The organism is Microbacterium sp. KKR3/1 (genome assembly GCF_021272365.1).
Taxonomy (GTDB): Bacteria; Actinomycetota; Actinomycetes; order Actinomycetales; family Microbacteriaceae; genus Microbacterium; species Microbacterium aurugineum.
The window spans coordinates 104,027-121,379 of the sequence record NZ_JAJSDW010000002.1; the positions used below are offsets into that span (position 1 = coordinate 104,027).

The following is a 17,353-nucleotide window of genomic DNA, read 5'->3' on the forward strand; positions in this document are numbered from 1 at the left end:
CGCGAATCCGCGCCCCACGACAGGGAACGCCCTCCGCAGCCGTCAGGCCGGGAGGGCGTTCTGCTGCATGAGCGGGCGGGTCACCCGTGGTGGGTCTCGCCGTGATGGTTCTGGCCGTCGTGGTTCTCGCCGTCGGGATCCTGGCCGCCGTCGTGATCCTGGCCGCCGGTGGCCTCGGAGTCGCCGGATTCCTCGAGGCTCGTTTCCTCGGACTCGGGCTCGGGCTCGGGCTCGGCCAGCGGAACGGTGTCGATCACGCCGGTGGAGGCGACGCTCCAGTGGGCACCGTCCTCGACGGGCGCATCGTCGGTGGCCTCGACGTCCCGCCCCAGCGGGTAGTCCTTCGGCACGTCCTCGTAGTACGCGCGTGCGGCCGCGGCGAGCATCGAGCTGACGGCTGCCGACCGCGGATCGGCGTCCTCCTCGGTCTCGGCAGTGTCCTCGCCGCCGTCGACGTCCGCGGCGGTGTCGAGGTCGGCGAAGATCTCGACACCGGCGGGGGCATCGTCCTCCGCTGCGTCGTCGTCGTGGGCGTCGGCGCCGTCCGTGCTGACGATCTGCTCGTCTCCGGCAGTGTCGTCGGTGTCGTCTGTGTCGGTGTCGTCTGCGGCGGTGTCGTCTGCGGTAGTGCCGTCGTGCTCAGAGGTCTGTGCGGGAGTGTCAGTCTCGGGATCTTCACTCGTGAAGACCTCGGCGACGTCGTGGCGCGGCGATTCCGGGTCAGCTGTGGCCGCGGGGGAGGCGACGGGGGCTGCCGCACCGAACAGGATCTCGTCGAATGACCGCGCCGGGGGCTCCTCGGCCTGGTGGGTCTCGTCGTCCCGGCTCGTGTCACCGTGGTCCTCGTCGCCGTGACGATCTTCGTGGTCTTCGTGGGGGAGCGGTTCGTCCGCCTCGGATGCGGCTGCAGCGACGGGAGCGGCATCCACCGGCGTCTCGTCGTCCGTCTCGGGGGTGAACAGCCCGGAGATGCCGTCGTTCGAATCCTCGTCGACGGTCGCCGACGCCGAAGCCGCTGCGGCCAGGTCATCGCCGACGGCTTCACCGGCGGGTGCGGCGGCGGCCTCGGCGGCCCAGGCCGCGGCGGCGGCTACCGGGATGGCGACCGTGGACTCGGCGTCAGCGGCGTCGGTGGCAGCGGCGTCGGTGGCAGCGGAGTCGGTGGCAGCGGAGTCGGTGGCAGCGGAGTCGGTGGCAGCGGAGTCGGTGGCAGCAGAGTCGGGCTCCGCGCGCTCGGAATCGGCGTCGTCAGGCGTGGCGGCGAGCACCGGCGCGTCGAGCGGCGGCGTGTTCGTGTCTGCGCGGGGCGCGAGTCGGCCGCCGCGCATGAGGTCGATGAAGACGTCTTCCAGGGTCGGGCCGCGCTGCACGAGCGTGCTCAGGGCGATTCCGGCCTCCGCGGCGACAGCTCCGACGGTCCCGGCGTCGCCGCCTCGCACGGTCAGGCCGGAGCGCAGGACCTCGATGTCGAATCCTGCCGCGTCGAGCGCGACACGAAGCGCACCACGATCCGCGGCATCCACGATGACGGAGCCGCCTTGCGGGTCGGCGAGCGTCTCGATACCGCTCGCCAGCACCAACCGGCCCTTCGAGAGGACCAGGACGTTGTCGGCGACCTGCTCCACCTCGCTGAGGACGTGCGAGGACACGAGTACCGTGCGTCCTTCGTCGGCGAGGCGGCGCATCAGCAGGCGCATCCAGCGGATGCCCTCGGGATCGAGCCCGTTGGCCGGCTCGTCGAAGACGAGCGCACCCGGGTCGCCGAGAAGGGCGTGCGCGACGCTCAGCCTCTGACGCATGCCGAGCGAGAAGCCGCCGATCCGGGAGTCGCCTTCGGAGTCCAAGCCGACGAGGGACAGAACCTCTCCGACGCGGGCCAGCGGGATGCCGTTCGCCTTGGCGGCGATCGTCAGCTGACGTTCGGCGGTGCGCCGAGGACGATAGACGGTCTCTTCCAGGACGGCACCGATGGTGCGCAGCGGCTGGCGGAGCTCCGCGTAGGCCGTCCCGCCGATCGTGGCCGTTCCGGAGGTGGCGCGCACCTGACCGAGGAGGATTCGCAGGGTGGTGGTCTTGCCGGCTCCGTTCGGGCCGAGGAAGGCGGTGACGGCGCCGGGCTCGACGCGCGCGGAGAAGTCCGAGACGGCGGTCACCTCATTGAAGCGCTTCGTCACGTGCGTGAACTCCAGCACCTGTCCTTCAGGCATCCGTGACCTCTCGTCGCAGTGAACAGTTCCTCCCTATCCTGCCGGAAAAGCCTGTCGGATCCCGCATTTCGCGCGGAATCTCCGCCCTCGGCGAAGCGGTAACCTGGCACGCGTGACCGAATCCCAGGCTGCATCCCGTGTCCTCATCCGCACCGAAGGAGCACTCGGGCGGCTCACCCTCAATCGTCCGGAGGCGATCAACGCGCTCGACGAGGGGATGATCGAGACGCTCACCGAGGCGCTCGACGCCTGGCGCGACGACACCGACGTGCAGATCGTGCTGATCGACGGGGCGGGGGAACGCGGCATGTGCGCCGGCGGAGACGTGCGTGCGCTGCACGCCCAGATCGTCGCCGGGGAGTCCGAGCGCACCGCCGAGTTCTTCCGCGCGGAGTATGCGTTGAACGCGATGATCGCGGAGTATCCGAAGCCGGTCGTGGCGTTCGCCGACGGCATCACGATGGGCGGAGGGATCGGCCTGGCCGGTCATGCGGCGATCCGCATCGTCACGGAGCGCTCGAAGCTGGCGATGCCCGAGACCCGGATCGGGTTCACACCCGATGTCGGCGGCACCTGGCTGCTCGGACGAGCGCCCGGCCGCTTCGGGGAGTACTTCGGACTGACCGGCGCGACGATGAGCGGAGCGGATGCCGTCTACCTGGGGTTCGCCGACCACTTCGTGCCGTCCGATCGTCTGGACGCGCTGAGGGAGGCCCTCGCGTTCCGTGCGGATCCGACAGGCCCGAGCGAGATCGTCCTGCTCTTCGACGAGACGCCGGAGCCCACGCAGCTGCCCGCATCGAAGGCGTGGGTCGACGAAGCGTTCTCGGCCGCGACCGTGAGCGAGATCATCGACCGCCTGGAGGCGCAGGACACCACGGAGGCCGCCGCCACGGCTGAGCTCTTGGCGGGCCTCGCCCCCACCGGCCTCACGGTCACGCTCGATGCCGTGCGCGAAGCGCGCGAGCTCCCGGGGTTGCGCGCCGCCCTCGAGGGCGAGTACCGGCGGGTGCTGTGGTTCGTCAACGAGCACCCGGACCTCGTCGAGGGCATCCGCGCGCAGCTCGTCGACAAGGACCGCAACCCGAAGTGGGACCCGCCGACGCTGGCCGAGCTCGCGCCGGACGCCGGCGCCCCGGCGCGGGCGTACGTGCCCCGTCCGCCGCTGTTCTGACGCTGCGCGGTGTGGGGCCGCCGGGAGTGTGCCCGCGTGCGGTGCACACCAGTCGGGAGTGTGCCCGCTTGTCGGACGGTTTCGGCCGTTTCCAGTCGGTTCGGCCCGGAACTCCCGACAGGCGGGCAGGGAGTCCCCGACAGGTGGGCCGGGCCGGAGCGGGATCGGGCTACTCCCCGGCGTCCTCTGGCGTCGTCCGCGACTGCCAGATCGTCCGCAGCACATCGACGATGTCGTCGAGCTCGGCGCCGAGGGGGTCGGCCTCGTCGACCAGGTCACGGAGGCGGCGGATCACCGAGGCCGGGAGGACCCCGGCCGACTCGGAGACACGCGTGCCGGCGGCGGTGCGCGAAATCACCAGTCCGTCCGCCTCGAGCATCTTGTAGGCGCGTGCGGCGGTGCCGGGAGCGACGCCCAGATCGCTCGCCGTCTGGCGGACGGTCGGCAGTCGTTCGCCGGCACCGAGCTGGCCCGAGACGATGAGGCCGCGCAACTGCCGGTAGATGTCGAGCGCAGGATTGCTCTCATCTGCCGCCGAGAGCTTCGGATTCGGGCTCATCACACGGCCTCGCTGTCGGCGGGGCTCTCGGCCTCGGAGCCCGTACGCGCGCCGTGATCGCGCGGGTACAGCTGCCCGATCACCAGGAAGAGGAGCACGAAGGCGGCGATCTCCAGCAACGGTGCCAGACCGCCTCCGACACCTGCGATCTCGCCGTATCGCCAGAATGCCGTGTAGGAGTCCGAGCCGCCGTCGCGCTGGACGGCCAGACCGACGACCGATCCGGCATCGGCGATGAACCGCCACGCCCCCGCAAGGGTGAGGAGGAGCGCCGACGTCGCCGTCCGGGTGATCGCCGTCGCGACATCGCGGCGTTCCCGCTGCTCTGCGGCCACCGTCTCCGGGCGCAGGAACGGGCGGACGGCGCTCGCGTGGAGCGCGGCCACCATGACTGCCAGGAGGACCGCGGTGCAGATCAGCACGGGGATGCCGTACGCCCAGCCGTAGAACCAGGGTCGGAGCGGGTCGATCGGCTCGTTGTTGATCGCGATCTCGAGGAAGACATAGGGACCCCCGTTGATGTTCGACGAAGCGAGACCGGCCAGGACCGTGGTCGCCGTGAGAGCAAGCGCTGCGAGGGCGGATCCCGCCGTTCCTGCGCGCGGACTGAAGGTCAGCCACGTGCGGCGGGGAACGGCGACCGGTCGTTCCGGGGGTGTGCTCCCGAGGGTCGCGACGATCGCGAGCAGGAGTCCGATGCCGACGGACGCCGTGAACACCGGCATCGCGTACCGCCACCAGGAGATGACGCCGTTGAGATCGACCACGTATCCGGAGATCAGATTCTCGGCGAGGAAGACGACGACCACTCCGATCGCCGTCAGGCCGAGCGTGCGGTGCTCTCGCGAGTAGCGGGCGACGACGCCGCCGGCTGTGGCCGCCCCGAGCCGCATCCGGCTCTCCCTCTGCGCGCGCCTTCCGGGGAACACGCAGATGCCGCACGCGATGACCGCCGCGACGACCAGAGAGACCCACGGCATCGTGAAGAGCGCGCCGAGCATCTGCCAGCCATCCAGGCGCCACGGAGCGGAGGCGAGCGGGGAGGTGAAAAGGTCAGGCATGCGGAGTCCGTTCTCTTTGTACTGCATGTCTATCACAAGTTGTATCAGTTCCTAAATACAAGCTCGGACCGAACCGCTGATCGTACGGGAAACCGGTTCGCTGTCAGCGAAGGTCCGTCCAAAGGGGGATACGAATGTCCGCGGATCGTGGCACTCTGTCTTGTGGCCGGTTGTCGGTCGGCATCCGTCTGCCGAGAAACCCGCCGCGTCATCCTTCCTAGAAAGTCCGCCTGTGCTGGGAAAAATCCTCTTTCGCTATCTCTCTCGATACCGGTGGCTGTTGCTCGCGGTGCTGGTCTTCCAGCTCGCCAGCGTGGCAGCGACCCTCTACCTCCCGCGCCTGAACGCCGACATCATCGACAAGGGCGTCGCCCGCGGTGACACCGCCTACATCTGGGGCACCGGCCTGTTCATGCTCACGGTCTCGTTGGGTCAGATCATCGCCTCGGTCACCGCGACCTACTTCGCCGCGCGCGCCGCGATGGGTGCCGGACGCGACATCCGTTCCGACGTGTTCGGCAAGGTCAGCGGCTTCTCCGAGCGCGAGGTCTCCCAGTTCGGTGCCGGCTCACTCATCACCCGCAACACGAACGACGTGCAGCAGGTGCAGATGCTCGCCATGATGGGCGCGACCATGCTCGTCACGGCGCCGCTGCTCGCGATCGGCGGCATCATCTTCGCCGTGCAGACCAACGTCGGCCTCAGCTGGCTCATCGCGGTCTCCGTGCCGCTGCTGCTGATCCTCGCCGCTCTCGTGATCGGGCGCATGGTCCCACTGTTCCGCAGCTACCAGGGCAAGCTCGACAACGTGAACCGCATCATGCGGGAGCAGCTCACCGGTGTCCGCGTCGTCCGTGCGTTCGTGCGCGAGGGCATCGAAGAGGAGCGCTTCCGCGGGGCCAACACCGACATCATGGTCGTCGGTCGCAAGGTCGGCTCGCTGTTCGTGCTGCTCTTCCCCCTGTTCATGCTCATCCTCAACGTCACCGTCGTCTCGGTCATCTGGTTCGGCGGCATCGAGGTGAACAACGGCACGGTGCAGGTCGGCACGCTGTTCGCCTTCATGCAGTACATCGGCCAGATCATGGGCGGCGTGATCATGGCGAGCTTCATGGCGATGATGATCCCGCGCGCGGCGGTCTCGGCCGAGCGCATCGGCGAGGTGCTCGACTCCGAATCCACGCTGATCCGTCCCGAGAACGGCGTCACCGAGTTCCCGGTACCAGGGTCCTTGGCGCTCGACGACGTCGAGTTCACCTACCCCGGAGCCGATTCGCCGGTCCTCACCGGCATCAGCTTCGCGGCGCAGCCGGGCGAGACCGTCGCGATCGTCGGCTCGACCGGATCGGGCAAGACGACGCTCGTGTCGCTCATCCCGCGTCTCTTCGACGTCTCGGGCGGCGCGGTGCACGTCGGCGGCACGGACGTGCGCGAGGCCGACGTCGAGGCGCTGTGGGACAGCATCGGACTGGTGCCGCAGCGTCCTTTCCTCTTCACCGGAACCGTCGCATCGAACCTGCGCTACGGGCGTGAAGATGCGACCGACGAAGAACTCTGGCATGCGCTCGACATCGCGCAGGGTCGCGACTTCGTCGAGGAGATGCCGGACGGACTCGATTCGCGGATCGCGCAGGGTGGTACGAACGTCTCGGGCGGTCAGCGCCAGCGTCTCGCGATCGCGCGTGCGATCGTGCACCAGCCGCAGATCCTCGTCTTCGATGACTCGTTCTCGGCGCTCGATCTGACCACCGATGCCCGGCTGCGCCAGGCGTTGTGGAGGGAGCTCCCGCATGTGACGAAGATCGTGGTCGCCCAGCGCATCTCCACCATCACGGACGCCGACCGCATCGTCGTCCTCGACGGCGGCACGATGGTGGGCGTCGGCACGCACGAGGAACTGCTCGAGACAAGCGAGACCTACCGCGAGATCGTCGAGTCGCAGCTGGGGGTGGACGCATGAGCGAGCAGAACAAAGAACAGGGCAAGCCCACGCGTAGCCGCCGTAAGGCCACGGCTCCCGTGGCCGAGGTCGAACTGACGGCGGAGGAGAAGTACGAGGCCGAGCTCGCGGAGCAGGCCCGACAGAACTCCGGCGACTGGGACAGCGTCGCGCCGGGCAAGGCCGACAACTTCGGGCCGAGCTTCGCGCGCATGATCGGGTTGCTGAAGCCCTCGGCACTCTGGTTCGTCTTCGTGTCGATCCTGGGTGCGCTGGGCGTCGTGCTGACGGTCGCCGCGCCCAAGGTGCTCGCCGAGGCGACGAACCTCGTCTACAAGGGGTTCATCTCCATCCAACTCGGGCAGCCGAACGGCGACTCCCCGGGGTTCCCGGCAGGAACATCGCAGGACGTCGTGGTCGAGGCGCTGCGAGGCGCGGGTCAGGACGACTTCGCGAATCAGGTCGGTGCGCTGGGTGACTTCACCGTCGGTCAGGGTGTCGACTTCGGCGCGCTGCGCCTGGTCATCGCCGCTGTCCTCGCCATCTATGTCGCCGCGGCGTTCCTCACCTGGATCCAGGGGTACGTCATCAACGTGATCATGGTGCGCACCATGTGGCGTCTGCGCGAGGCGGTCGAGGCGAAGATCAACCGTCTGCCCCTGTCGTACTTCGACAAGGTGCAGCGCGGTGAGCTGATCTCGCGCGTCACGAACGACATCGACAACATCACCCAGACGATGCAGCAATCGCTGTCCGGTGCGCTCACCTCCGTGCTCACCGTCATCGGCGTGCTCGTGATGATGTTCTCGATCTCCTGGCAGCTCGCGCTCGTCGCCCTCATCACGCTGCCGCTGATGGGTGTGATCTTCGGCATCATCGGTCCGCGCTCGCAGAAGGCCTTCGGCACGCAGTGGCGCAAGGTCGGACGGCTCAACGCCCGCGTCGAGGAGGCGTTCTCCGGCCACGCGCTGGTGAAGGTCTTCGGACGTGAGAAAGACGCGCTCGACAAGTTCCAGGCCGAGAACGAAGAGCTGTTCCAGGCCAGCTTCAAGGCGCAGTTCCTGTCCGGCATCATCATGCCGGCGATGATGTTCGTCGGAAACCTCAGCTACGTGGGCATCGCGGTGCTCGGTGGTCTGATGGTCGCGAACGGACAGCTCCGTCTCGGCGATGTGCAGGCGTTCATCCAGTACTCGCAGCAGTTCACGCAGCCGCTCTCCGAGCTCGGCGGCATGGCTGCGGTGGTCCAGTCGGGTACGGCGTCGGCGGAGCGCGTGTTCCAGCTTCTCGACGCGGACGAGCAGGAGGCAGACGATGCCGATGCTCCGGAGCTCGTCGAGGGCAAGGGCGTCATCGAGTTCGAGAACGTCGCATTCTCGTACACGCCGGATCGTCCGCTGATCAAAGACCTGTCGTTCCGGGTGGAGCCGGGGCAGACCGTCGCGATCGTGGGGCCGACCGGTGCGGGGAAGACGACCCTGGTCAACCTGATCATGCGTTTCTACGAGCTCAGCGGCGGACGCATCATGCTCGACGGTCAGGACATCGCCGAGGTGACCCGGGATGAGCTGCGGTCGCGCACCGGGATGGTGCTGCAAGATCCGTGGCTGTTCGCGGGGAGCATCCGCGAGAACATCCGCTACGGTCGCTCCACCGCGACCGACGACGAGGTCCTCGCCGCGGCGAAGGCGACCTACGTCGACCGCTTCGTCCACGCCCTCCCCGAGGGCTACGACACGGTGCTCGACGAGGATGCCGCGAACGTCTCCGCGGGCGAGCGTCAGCTCATCACCATCGCGCGCGCGTTCGTCGCACAGCCGTCGATCCTCATCCTCGATGAGGCCACGTCGGCCGTCGACACCCGCACCGAGCTTTTGCTGCAGCACGCGATGGCCGCCCTTCGCAAGGGACGCACGTCCTTCGTGATCGCGCACCGTCTGTCGACCATTCGCGATGCCGACCTCATCCTCGTGATGGAGCACGGCGACATCGTGGAGAAGGGCACACATGACGAGCTGATCGCCGCGCAAGGAGCCTACTGGCGCCTGTACCAGTCGCAGTTCGAGCAGGCGGCCACAGACATCGACGCCGAAGAGGCCCTCACCGGCTCGACGCCCGTCGTGGTCACCGGTGACGCGGACGAGGAGAGCGTGCACGCGGCTGCGGCCGTCGCCGGCGCCTCGGTGGGGGCGCAGGTTCCTGCCGCCGAGACGGCTGCTGCCCAGGCGCTTCTCGAGGAGGGGGCCGACGGCTCCGCCTCTCGCGACTGAGCGGCATCACGCAGACGCCCCATCCTGCTCACGCGGGATGGGGCGTCGTGCTGTACTCGGCCGAGCGAAGTGTCAGGACCCGTCGTCCGTGATCCCGAGCAGTTCCAGGGGGTGGGTCAGGCGCCACCACGGGCTCGGCCCCTCGACGTCATCGGCCAGGACCAGGGGAACCGTCGCGGTGTTGAGCGGTCCGGCCGCGGTCAAGGTGCCCACGGTGGCGTCCTCGTCCCGCTTGTCGCCGAGATCGAAGGCCGTGGTCGCAGTGGCGACAGCACCGTTCCAGAGCACGACATCGGCATCGGATTCGGTGACCACGTCGACCTTCTCGCCCCAGTCGGTCGTGACCTGCCCGACGACCGTGCCCTTCGCGACGGCTGCCTCCTGTGCATCCAGGGCGGCCTCCGTCTCGGCGAACAGCGAACGGGTGAGAGCGAGGCGCTCGTCGTCGCCCGCCTGATTCAGCGCCGCCGCGAACAGATGCACCGTGGTGTCCCCGATCGTCAGGTCTTTCGCCGTCAGCAGGTTCCAGCCGACCAGCGTGCCGGTCTTGATGCCGACGACGCCCGGATCGGCGAGCATCCCGTTGGTGTTGACGACCGTGCCCGCACCCGGGAGGTCCACTGACCGGGTGCCGACGATCTCCGCGAACACGGGGTTCTGCATGGCCAGCTCACCGAGCTTGATCAGGGCCGCAGGGGTCGCCACATTGCGCTCGTCGAAACCGGAGGGGGTGACCACCGTGATGTCGGTGAGCGCACGATCGCGCAGCCACACCTCGGCGGCGGCCGCGAACTCCTGGTCCGAGCCCCAGATCTCGGACACCAGCCGGTCGATGTAGTTGTTCGCCGACCCGAGGAGTGTGCCCTGGAGCATCTGGTACTCGGTGAGGACGCCGTCGACGGGGACATCGAGTGCAGACTGATCGCTGCGCCGGTAGTTCCAGTAGTCCACGCTGTCGCCGTAGGTGAAGCCGAACTCCGGCCCCTGCTCGCCGAGGGCGAGGGGCATGCGGTCGAGCACCATCAAGCTGCTCACGACCTTGGTGATGCTCGCGATGCTCACCGGATCGGTGATCGACGCCGCGGTGGTGAGCCCGGCGATGCCGACGGACGCGCTGCCCTCACTCGGCCAGGTGATCGTCGCGGCGGGAGCGGGAACCGTGTCGAACTCGACGGACTGCGCCGTCGGCGGAACCTCGTGCAGCGGCCAGAGCAAAGTCGTGCCCGCATAGCCGGCGACCAGCGCGGTGAGCGCGACCAGCGGCACCAGGATTCCCGGGCGAGCGATGGCCGGCCGCAGGCGAGCCCCACGGAGGAGCCCGCCGTTCTGTTCGGTTTCCGGGGTCTGCTCGAACGTCGCCGTGGCCGTGTGCGCACCGACGGCGGCGGCATCGACCCAGGTCAGTGCGGTCGCGCCCGTCGTGCCGTCGGCCCACTGCACGGCCGCGCCGTCGACGAGCGCCTCGGCCTCATCGGGCTCCTGCGCCTCCTCACCCTCGCCGCGTCGGCGGGGCTGGAAGGGCGGCTTCGTGAGTGGCGGAGTCGCGGGACCATCCGCCGGCTCCGGGTCGAGCGCCGGCTCCGGGTCGTGCACGGGCTCCGGGTCGAGCACGGGCTCCGGATCGGACGCCGGCGCGGGGTCGTCTGGCGAAGCCGTGCCGTGGCGTCGTGCGGGCGTCCGGTCCACAGTGAACAGCGCGCCGATCGCGGCGGCGTCGACCGGGACGGCGGAGACGACGGAGGGATCCGACGGGGGCGTGTCGCCGGCGAAGAGTCGATCGGCGGCGAAGGGTGCGGCGCTCTCCGATGCGGGGGCGGCGGGGTCCGACGCGATCGCCAGGTCGTCCACAGGCCCGGAGGGGGCGGCCGTCCGCGAGCCGTCGTCGCTGACGACGCCCGTCGCCTCGTCGGCGGGATCTGAAGCGGTCACTCGTTTACGGTACCCAATCCCCGGCGTGTTCCGCGGCGCGAAGCCCTGTCGCCACGCCGGTGTCGCCACCGGGTAAGATCATCAGCACAACCACGGGAGTCCGGCGAGCCGGGCTGAGAGGGAGCGAATCGCGCTTCGACCGTCGAACCTGATCTGGGTCATGCCAGCGCAGGGAGGAGTTCAGATGAGTACGTCCACGTCCGCATCCGCGAAGCAGACATCCGCCGCGAACGGTCTGCGACCCACGTCGATCTGGCGCTGGCGCGTCGTCGACATCGTCGTCGCCGCCGTCCTCGGCGTCGCGATCGGCCTCGTCTTCTGGGGCTGGAACACCATCGGCTACGCCTGGTTCGGCGCCGCTGACGCCCTGACCCCGGGTCTCGGCGGCATCGCCGTCGGCATCTGGCTGCTCGGCGGCGTCGTCGGCGGCCTCGTGATCCGCAAGCCGGGCGCCGCGCTGGTGGTCGAGCTGGTCGCGGCGATCGTGTCGATGCTGATCGGCAACGTGTGGGGCGTCTCGACCGTGCTGTCTGGCATCGTGCAGGGCCTCGGTGCGGAGATCATCTTCGCGCTGTTCTTCTATCGTCGTTTCGGCATCGTGGTCGCCGCGCTCGCGGGTGTCGGCGCAGCGGTCGCCGCCTGGGTGTTCGAGCTGTTCTACGGCAGCTCGCCGAACATCCTGAAGTCGCTCGAGTTCAACACCATCTATCTGGTCAGCGTCGTCATCTCGGGCGCGATCCTCGCGGGCGTGGTCGGGTGGCTGCTCGTGCGCGCCCTCGCCGTCACCGGCGCACTCAACCGCTTCGCCGTCGGGCGAGAGCACGTGCGCGAGGTCTGAGCGTGAGCTTCGCCGCCCCGGCCCGCGTGCAGGCTGCGGGCTGGGGCTGGCGGTATGCCGGTCGAAAGTGCCCAGCCGTCGCCGACGTCTCGTTCACGATCGACCCGGGCGAGCGGGTGCTGCTTCTCGGCGCATCGGGCGCGGGCAAGTCGACTCTGCTCGCCGGTCTCGCCGGCGTCCTGGGTGGCGATGACGAGGGGGAGCGCACCGGTGCCCTGCGCATCGACGGCGCGTCCCCGGAATCGCGGCACGGTCGCGTGGGGCTCGTCCTCCAGGACCCCGATGCCGGAATCGTGCTGTCGAAAGTCGGCGATGATGTGGCGTTCGGCTGTGAGAATCTCGGTGTCGCGGCGTCCGAGATCCCGGGCCGAGTCGCGGAGGCTCTCGACGCCGTGGGCCTCGACGTCTCGCCGCAGCGTCCCACGAAGGCGCTCTCGGGCGGCCAGAAGCAGCGACTGGTGCTGGCCGGCGTGCTCGCGATGCGCCCGGGCCTGCTGCTGCTCGACGAGCCGACCGCGAACCTCGACCCCGAGGGCGTGCGCGAGGTGCGGGCGAGTGTCGAGCGGGCGGTGATCTCCTCCGGTGCGACACTGATCGTCGTCGAGCATCGCACGCCGGTCTGGGTCGATCTGATGACGCGTGTGATCGTGCTGGCGGCCGACGGCGGGCTGCTCGCGGATGGGACGCCCGAGCACGTGTTCGCGGTCCACGGCGATGTGCTCGCCGATGCCGGGGTGTGGGTGCCCGAGCGGGGCATCGACCTGCCCGTGCTGGAGCGGGTGACGGCACCCGATGCGCTCTCCGCCCCCGGGCTCTCGATTGCGAGGGAAACGGGCGTCGTCGTGCAGGCGGGACTCGACCTGCACGTACCGCGAGCGAACGCGACCGTGATCACCGGGCCCAACGGGGCGGGCAAATCGACCCTTGCGCTCACGCTCGCCGGACTCATCCCCGAAGAAGCAGGAGAGGTGCGGTCGGCACCCGAGTTGGCGGGGCGCAAAGGCACCCGCCCGATCCGGTGGACGTCGCGCGAGTTGCTCACCCGTATCGGCATGGTCTTCCAGGAGCCGGAGCACCAGTTCCTCACCCAGACACTGCGTGACGAGCTCGCTGTCGGTCCGCGCGCGCTCGGCTGGGACCGTGCGAGGACGGACGCCGTCGTCGATGATCTCCTCGAGCGACTCGGCCTCGCGCCGCTCGCGCTGGCCAACCCGTTCACGCTCTCCGGCGGCCAGAAGCGGCGGCTGTCCGTCGCGACGGCGTTGGCGGGGGCACCGGAGGTGATCGTGCTCGACGAGCCGACGTTCGGTCAGGACCGGCGTGGATGGATCTCCCTCGTCGCGCTCCTGCAGGAGGAGATCACGCGTGGACGGTCGATCATCGCGGTGACGCACGACGATGCCGTGGTCCGACACCTGGGTGGTCATCGCATCGAGTTGGGGGCGGCAGCGTGACGGCGATCGAGACCGCACGGCCGGTGTGGCTCGACGGGGTGAACCCGGTGACGAAGCTGGTGCTCGCCGTGCTGCTGTCGGTGCCGTTGTTCGCGTCCATCGACATCACGAGCGCGCTGGCCGCGATCGTCCTGCAGTTGCTCTGCCTGCCGTTGACCAGACTGCGCCCCTCGACGGTGCTGCGGAGGCTGCTGCCGATCGCGATCTTCGCGCCGATCGCCGGCGTGAGCATGCTGCTGTACGCCGAACCGGCCGGGCGGATCTATTGGACCTTCGGGTTCGCGACGATCAGCGAGGACTCCATCACCCTCGCGATCGCGGTGAGCCTGCGCGTGGTCGCGCTCGGGCTGCCCACCATCCTGCTCTTCGGCGGCACCGACCCGACCGAACTCGCCGACGCGCTGGCCCAGGTCGCCAAGCTGCCGAGTCGCTTCGTGCTGGGCATCCTCGCCGGTACGCGGATGCTGGGCCTGTTCCTCGATGACTGGCGCACCATGAGCCTGGCTCGTCGTGCGCGCGGTGTGGGGGACCGGGGCGTGCTCCGACGGTTCTTCTCCATGGCCTTCGTGCTGCTCGTGTTCGCCGTGAGGCGCGGCTCCAAACTGGCACTCGCGATGGAAGCGCGCGGCTTCGCCTCCGACATCCCCCGCACCTGGTCGCGTCCGTCGCGGCTGCACCCGAGAGACGCAGTGGCGCTGATGGGCGGCATCGCGATCATGGCGCTCGCGCTCGCCGCTGCTGTCGTCGTGGGCACGTTCCGCTTCGTGTGGAGCTAGGGTCTGTCGCGAACCGGTCGATACGTCGGCGCGATCTCGCTACGGTGGGCGGCAAGGCCGCAAGGACGCCTCCACCGAAAGGTTCTCGTATGAGCAGCACGCCCTCCTCCGGCTACGAGCCGATGTTCACGCGCCCGGGGGAGGCGTCGGTCGCCCCGCGCCATCTGATCCCGCCCCAGGGTTCGCTCCCTGCCACGGCGAGGCAGATCGTCGAGGACGAGACGATCCTCGACGGCAATGCGCGCCTCAACCTGGCGACGTTCGTCAGCACGTGGATGGATGACGACGCCAAGCAGGTGTACACCTCGTCTTTCGACAAGAACATGATCGACAAGGACGAGTACCCGCAGACGGCGGCGATCGAGGACAACTGCTGGCACATGCTGGCGAACCTCTGGAACGCGCCGGATGCCTCGGGGGCCATCGGTACCTCGACGGTCGGTTCGTCCGAGGCGTGCATGCTGGGCGGCCTCGCCTTCAAGCGTCGCTGGCAGCAGGCGCGACGTGCCGCGGGAAAGGACACGTCGACGCCGAACCTGGTGATGTCGTCCGCCGTGCAGGTGTGCTGGGAGAAGTTCTGCAACTACTTCGACGTCGAGCCGCGCTACGTCCCCATCTCCGAGGAGCACAAGACGCTCGACGGTCACGATCTGGCGAAGTACGTCGATGAGAACACGATCGGCGTCGTCGCGATCATGGGCGTCACCTATACCGGGATGTACGAGCCGGTGGCGGCGATCGCTGCGGCGCTCGACGAGATCCAGAAGGACACCGGGCTCGACATCCCCATCCACGTCGACGGTGCCTCCGGGGCGATGATCGCGCCGTTCCTGCAACCCGATCTCGTGTGGGATTTCCGTCTCGAGCGCGTGCACTCGATCAGTACGTCCGGCCACAAGTACGGTCTCGTGTACCCGGGTCTCGGATGGGTGGTCTGGCGCGAGGAGAAGTGGCTGCCGGAGGATCTCGTGTTCAAGGTCAGTTACCTCGGCGGCGAGATGCCCACATTCGCGCTGAACTTCTCGCGTCCGGGGGCGCAAGTGCTGTTGCAGTACTACCTGTTCCTCCGGCTGGGGTTCGAGGGCTACCGTGCCGTGCAGCAGGAGTCGCAGGACGTCGCGAAGTACCTGTCGGCCGGGATCGCGGGGCTCGACGCCTTCGAGCTCTGGAACGACGGCAGCGACATCCCGGTGTTCGCCTGGCGCCTCAAGGACGGCCATACGAAGAACTGGACGCTGTACCACCTGCAGGACCGTCTCCGGATGCGCGGATGGCTCGTGCCGGCGTACCCGATGCCCGCGGATCTCGAGCAGATCACGGTGCAGCGGATCGTCGTGCGCAACGGGCTGAGCATGGACCTGGCCGCCGACCTGCTGGACGCGATCACGGCGGAAGTCGCCCACCTCGACGCCCTCACCGCGCCGATGCCATCCGATCACCCCGACTCGGCGTTCCACCACTAGGGGTGCTCAGGTCGCGTTCCAGAGGTCGCGGTAGAAGGCGAGACGCTCGCGGTCGGGTTCGACTCCGTAGGCCTCGATCAGAGCGTCCTCCCACCCGGGGCCGAAGTTCCACTCGGTGCTCATGGAGGCGACGGCGATGTCGGCCCAGCGGTCGGCCACGCCCAGCAGAGCCAGGTCGACGTGCGCGAGCCAGCGGCCGTCGTCTCCCACCAGGGTGTTGGGGCAGCAGGCATCGCCGTGACTGACGACGAGGCGGTCGACCGCGGGAGCGGTCCGGAGGCTTTCCGGCACGGCGATCCCGCGTCGTTCCGCGTTCGCGATGCGCGAAGGCACGCTCCACTCCCAGGGGCACTCCCGCACGGGGAGGGCTTCATGCATCGCGCGGAGCCCTTCGCCGACTGCTCGCACGGCGGTCGCGGGCTCTGCGATCCATCGCGGGTCCACCGCGCTGAGGCCGTCGAGGGCGGCAGTGATCATCCACTCGTGCGTGTCGTCCGCCCCGCCGTCGAGCACGGTCGGCACAGTGATCCAGCCCGACGCCCACCTCATCCGTTCTGCCTCGTCGCTCAACGTGAATTCGAGGTTCCGAGGCCCCCACTTGATGTAGAACGGCTCTGCGGTGCCGGTGGCGCGGAAGGTGAGTCCGCCGTAGTCGTTGCGCCAGACACATTCGAGGTCGGCTCCCCGGGCGAGCAGGCGGACGTGTTCGGGGACGACGACGTCTTCGGCGGGGATCGACATCCATCCATCCTGCCCGACGGCACGTCAGGAGTGATGTCGTAGGCTCGCTTTCGACGCCGTACCTCCATTCGTGATGACACCAAGAACCACGTAGGCTGGGACCGCGTTCCACAACAGCAGTCGCACGACGACGTTCGAAGGAGAACATCAGATGCAGATCAGCGGACAGGGTGCACTCATCACCGGCGGAGCCTCGGGGCTCGGCCTGGCGACCGCACGTCGCCTCGTCGCGGCGGGCGCCCACGTCACGATCATCGACCTCGCTTCGTCGAAGGGTGCGGAGGTGGCCGACGAGATCGGCGGGCTGTTCGTCGCCGCCGACGTCACGAGCGCCGACGAGGTGCAGGCGGCCGTCGCGGCCGCGCAATCCGCCGCACCGCTGCGTGTGGTGGTGAACTGCGCGGGCATCGCGCCGCCCGCCAAGGTCCTCGACCGCGAGGGCAACCCGGCTGTGCTCGCCGACTTCGAACGGGTGATCCGCATCAACCTCGTCGGCACGTTCAACGTCGTCTCGCAGGCATCGGCGGTGATCGCCAAGAACGAACTCCACGACGACGAACGCGGCGTCATCGTCAACACCGCGAGCGTGGCCGCCTTCGACGGACAGATCGGCCAGCCCGCGTACTCGGCGTCGAAGGGCGGCGTGCATGCGATGACCCTTCCGATCGCGCGCGAGCTCGCGCGCCATGGCATCCGGGTCTGCACGATCGCGCCCGGCATCATGGAGACGCCGATGCTGATGGGGCTGCCGCAGGAGGCACAGGACTCCCTCGGCCAGCAGGTGCCGTTCCCCGCCCGCCTCGGTCGACCCGACGAATACGCCGCTCTCGTGGAGCAGATCGTCGAGAACGGCTACCTCAACGGCGAGACCATCCGCCTCGACGGCGCGATCCGCATGGCCCCGCGCTGACCCCGCCCTCTGAACCGCGATCGAGAACCCAG

At 68.9% G+C, this 17,353-nt stretch carries 13 protein-coding genes and 1 riboswitch; of the genes, 8 read left to right on the top strand and 5 right to left on the bottom strand.

Features of this window, described 5'->3' with window-relative positions; genetic code table 11:
* Positions 1-80 precede the first annotated feature (80 nt).
* Positions 81-2,207: an ATP-binding cassette domain-containing protein gene (locus tag LVJ59_RS12180; RefSeq protein ID WP_232763257.1), complete on the bottom strand. Its 2,127-nt coding sequence runs from the start codon at positions 2,205-2,207 to the stop codon at positions 81-83.
* Positions 2,208-2,319: 112 nt separating this feature from the next.
* On the opposite strand from LVJ59_RS12180, the gene LVJ59_RS12185 reads away from it, so the two are divergent.
* On the top strand, positions 2,320-3,381 hold the full coding sequence (locus tag LVJ59_RS12185; protein WP_232763258.1) for an enoyl-CoA hydratase/isomerase family protein: 1,062 nt from the start codon (positions 2,320-2,322) through the stop codon (positions 3,379-3,381).
* Positions 3,382-3,550: 169 nt separating this feature from the next.
* Here LVJ59_RS12185 and LVJ59_RS12190 read toward each other — a convergent pair whose 3' ends face one another.
* On the bottom strand, positions 3,551-3,940 hold the full coding sequence (locus tag LVJ59_RS12190) for a GntR family transcriptional regulator (RefSeq protein WP_232763259.1): 390 nt from the start codon (positions 3,938-3,940) through the stop codon (positions 3,551-3,553).
* Positions 3,940-5,001 carry a hypothetical protein gene (locus tag LVJ59_RS12195; protein WP_232763260.1) on the bottom strand — a complete coding sequence of 354 codons (1,062 nt, stop codon included), beginning with the start codon at positions 4,999-5,001 and terminating at the stop codon, positions 3,940-3,942. The genes LVJ59_RS12190 and LVJ59_RS12195 overlap by 1 nt, the downstream gene beginning before the upstream one ends.
* A 232-nt stretch (positions 5,002-5,233) precedes the next feature.
* Between LVJ59_RS12195 and LVJ59_RS12200 the strand changes: the two genes are divergently transcribed.
* Both LVJ59_RS12200 and LVJ59_RS12205 read left to right on the top strand, forming a co-directional pair.
* On the top strand, positions 5,234-6,961 hold the full coding sequence (locus tag LVJ59_RS12200; protein WP_134352357.1) for an ABC transporter ATP-binding protein: 1,728 nt from the start codon (positions 5,234-5,236) through the stop codon (positions 6,959-6,961).
* On the top strand, positions 6,958-9,210 hold the full coding sequence (locus tag LVJ59_RS12205; RefSeq protein ID WP_232763261.1) for an ABC transporter ATP-binding protein: 2,253 nt from the start codon (positions 6,958-6,960) through the stop codon (positions 9,208-9,210). Before LVJ59_RS12200 ends, LVJ59_RS12205 begins: the two co-directional genes overlap by 4 nt.
* Before the next feature lie 72 nt (positions 9,211-9,282).
* Here LVJ59_RS12205 and LVJ59_RS18120 read toward each other — a convergent pair whose 3' ends face one another.
* Positions 9,283-11,139 (bottom strand): D-alanyl-D-alanine carboxypeptidase, encoded by a 1,857-nt coding sequence (locus tag LVJ59_RS18120; RefSeq protein WP_232763262.1) that lies wholly within the window; start codon positions 11,137-11,139, stop codon positions 9,283-9,285.
* Between the two features lie 82 nt (positions 11,140-11,221).
* Positions 11,222-11,333, top strand: a riboswitch (TPP riboswitch).
* Between LVJ59_RS18120 and LVJ59_RS12215 the strand changes: the two genes are divergently transcribed.
* The 4 genes from LVJ59_RS12215 to LVJ59_RS12230 all read left to right on the top strand — a co-directional run bounded on the left by LVJ59_RS12215 (position 11,324) and on the right by LVJ59_RS12230 (position 15,670).
* Entirely contained in the window at positions 11,324-11,977 is a 654-nt protein-coding gene (locus LVJ59_RS12215) for an ECF transporter S component (RefSeq protein ID WP_232763263.1), read from the top strand. (Overlaps the previous riboswitch by 10 nt.)
* Positions 11,974-13,431: an ABC transporter ATP-binding protein gene (locus LVJ59_RS12220; RefSeq protein WP_374199082.1), complete on the top strand. Its 1,458-nt coding sequence runs from the start codon at positions 11,974-11,976 to the stop codon at positions 13,429-13,431. Before LVJ59_RS12215 ends, LVJ59_RS12220 begins: the two co-directional genes overlap by 4 nt.
* Complete coding sequence (locus LVJ59_RS12225) at positions 13,428-14,207, top strand: energy-coupling factor transporter transmembrane protein EcfT (RefSeq protein WP_232763265.1); 780 nt, start codon at positions 13,428-13,430, stop codon at positions 14,205-14,207. Before LVJ59_RS12220 ends, LVJ59_RS12225 begins: the two co-directional genes overlap by 4 nt.
* 89 nt (positions 14,208-14,296) lie before the next feature.
* Positions 14,297-15,670, top strand: coding sequence for a glutamate decarboxylase (locus tag LVJ59_RS12230; RefSeq protein WP_232763266.1), 1,374 nt, complete (start codon positions 14,297-14,299; stop codon positions 15,668-15,670).
* A 6-nt stretch (positions 15,671-15,676) separates the two neighbouring features.
* Here LVJ59_RS12230 and LVJ59_RS12235 read toward each other — a convergent pair whose 3' ends face one another.
* Positions 15,677-16,411 carry an aminoglycoside 3'-phosphotransferase gene (locus LVJ59_RS12235; RefSeq protein ID WP_232763267.1) on the bottom strand — a complete coding sequence of 245 codons (735 nt, stop codon included), beginning with the start codon at positions 16,409-16,411 and terminating at the stop codon, positions 15,677-15,679.
* Positions 16,412-16,562: 151 nt separating this feature from the next.
* Here LVJ59_RS12235 and LVJ59_RS12240 point away from each other — a divergent pair, with 151 nt between their 5' ends.
* Positions 16,563-17,321, top strand: a complete 759-nt coding sequence (locus LVJ59_RS12240) for an SDR family NAD(P)-dependent oxidoreductase (RefSeq protein ID WP_232763268.1) — start codon at positions 16,563-16,565, stop codon at positions 17,319-17,321.
* Positions 17,322-17,353: the final 32 nt, after the last annotated feature.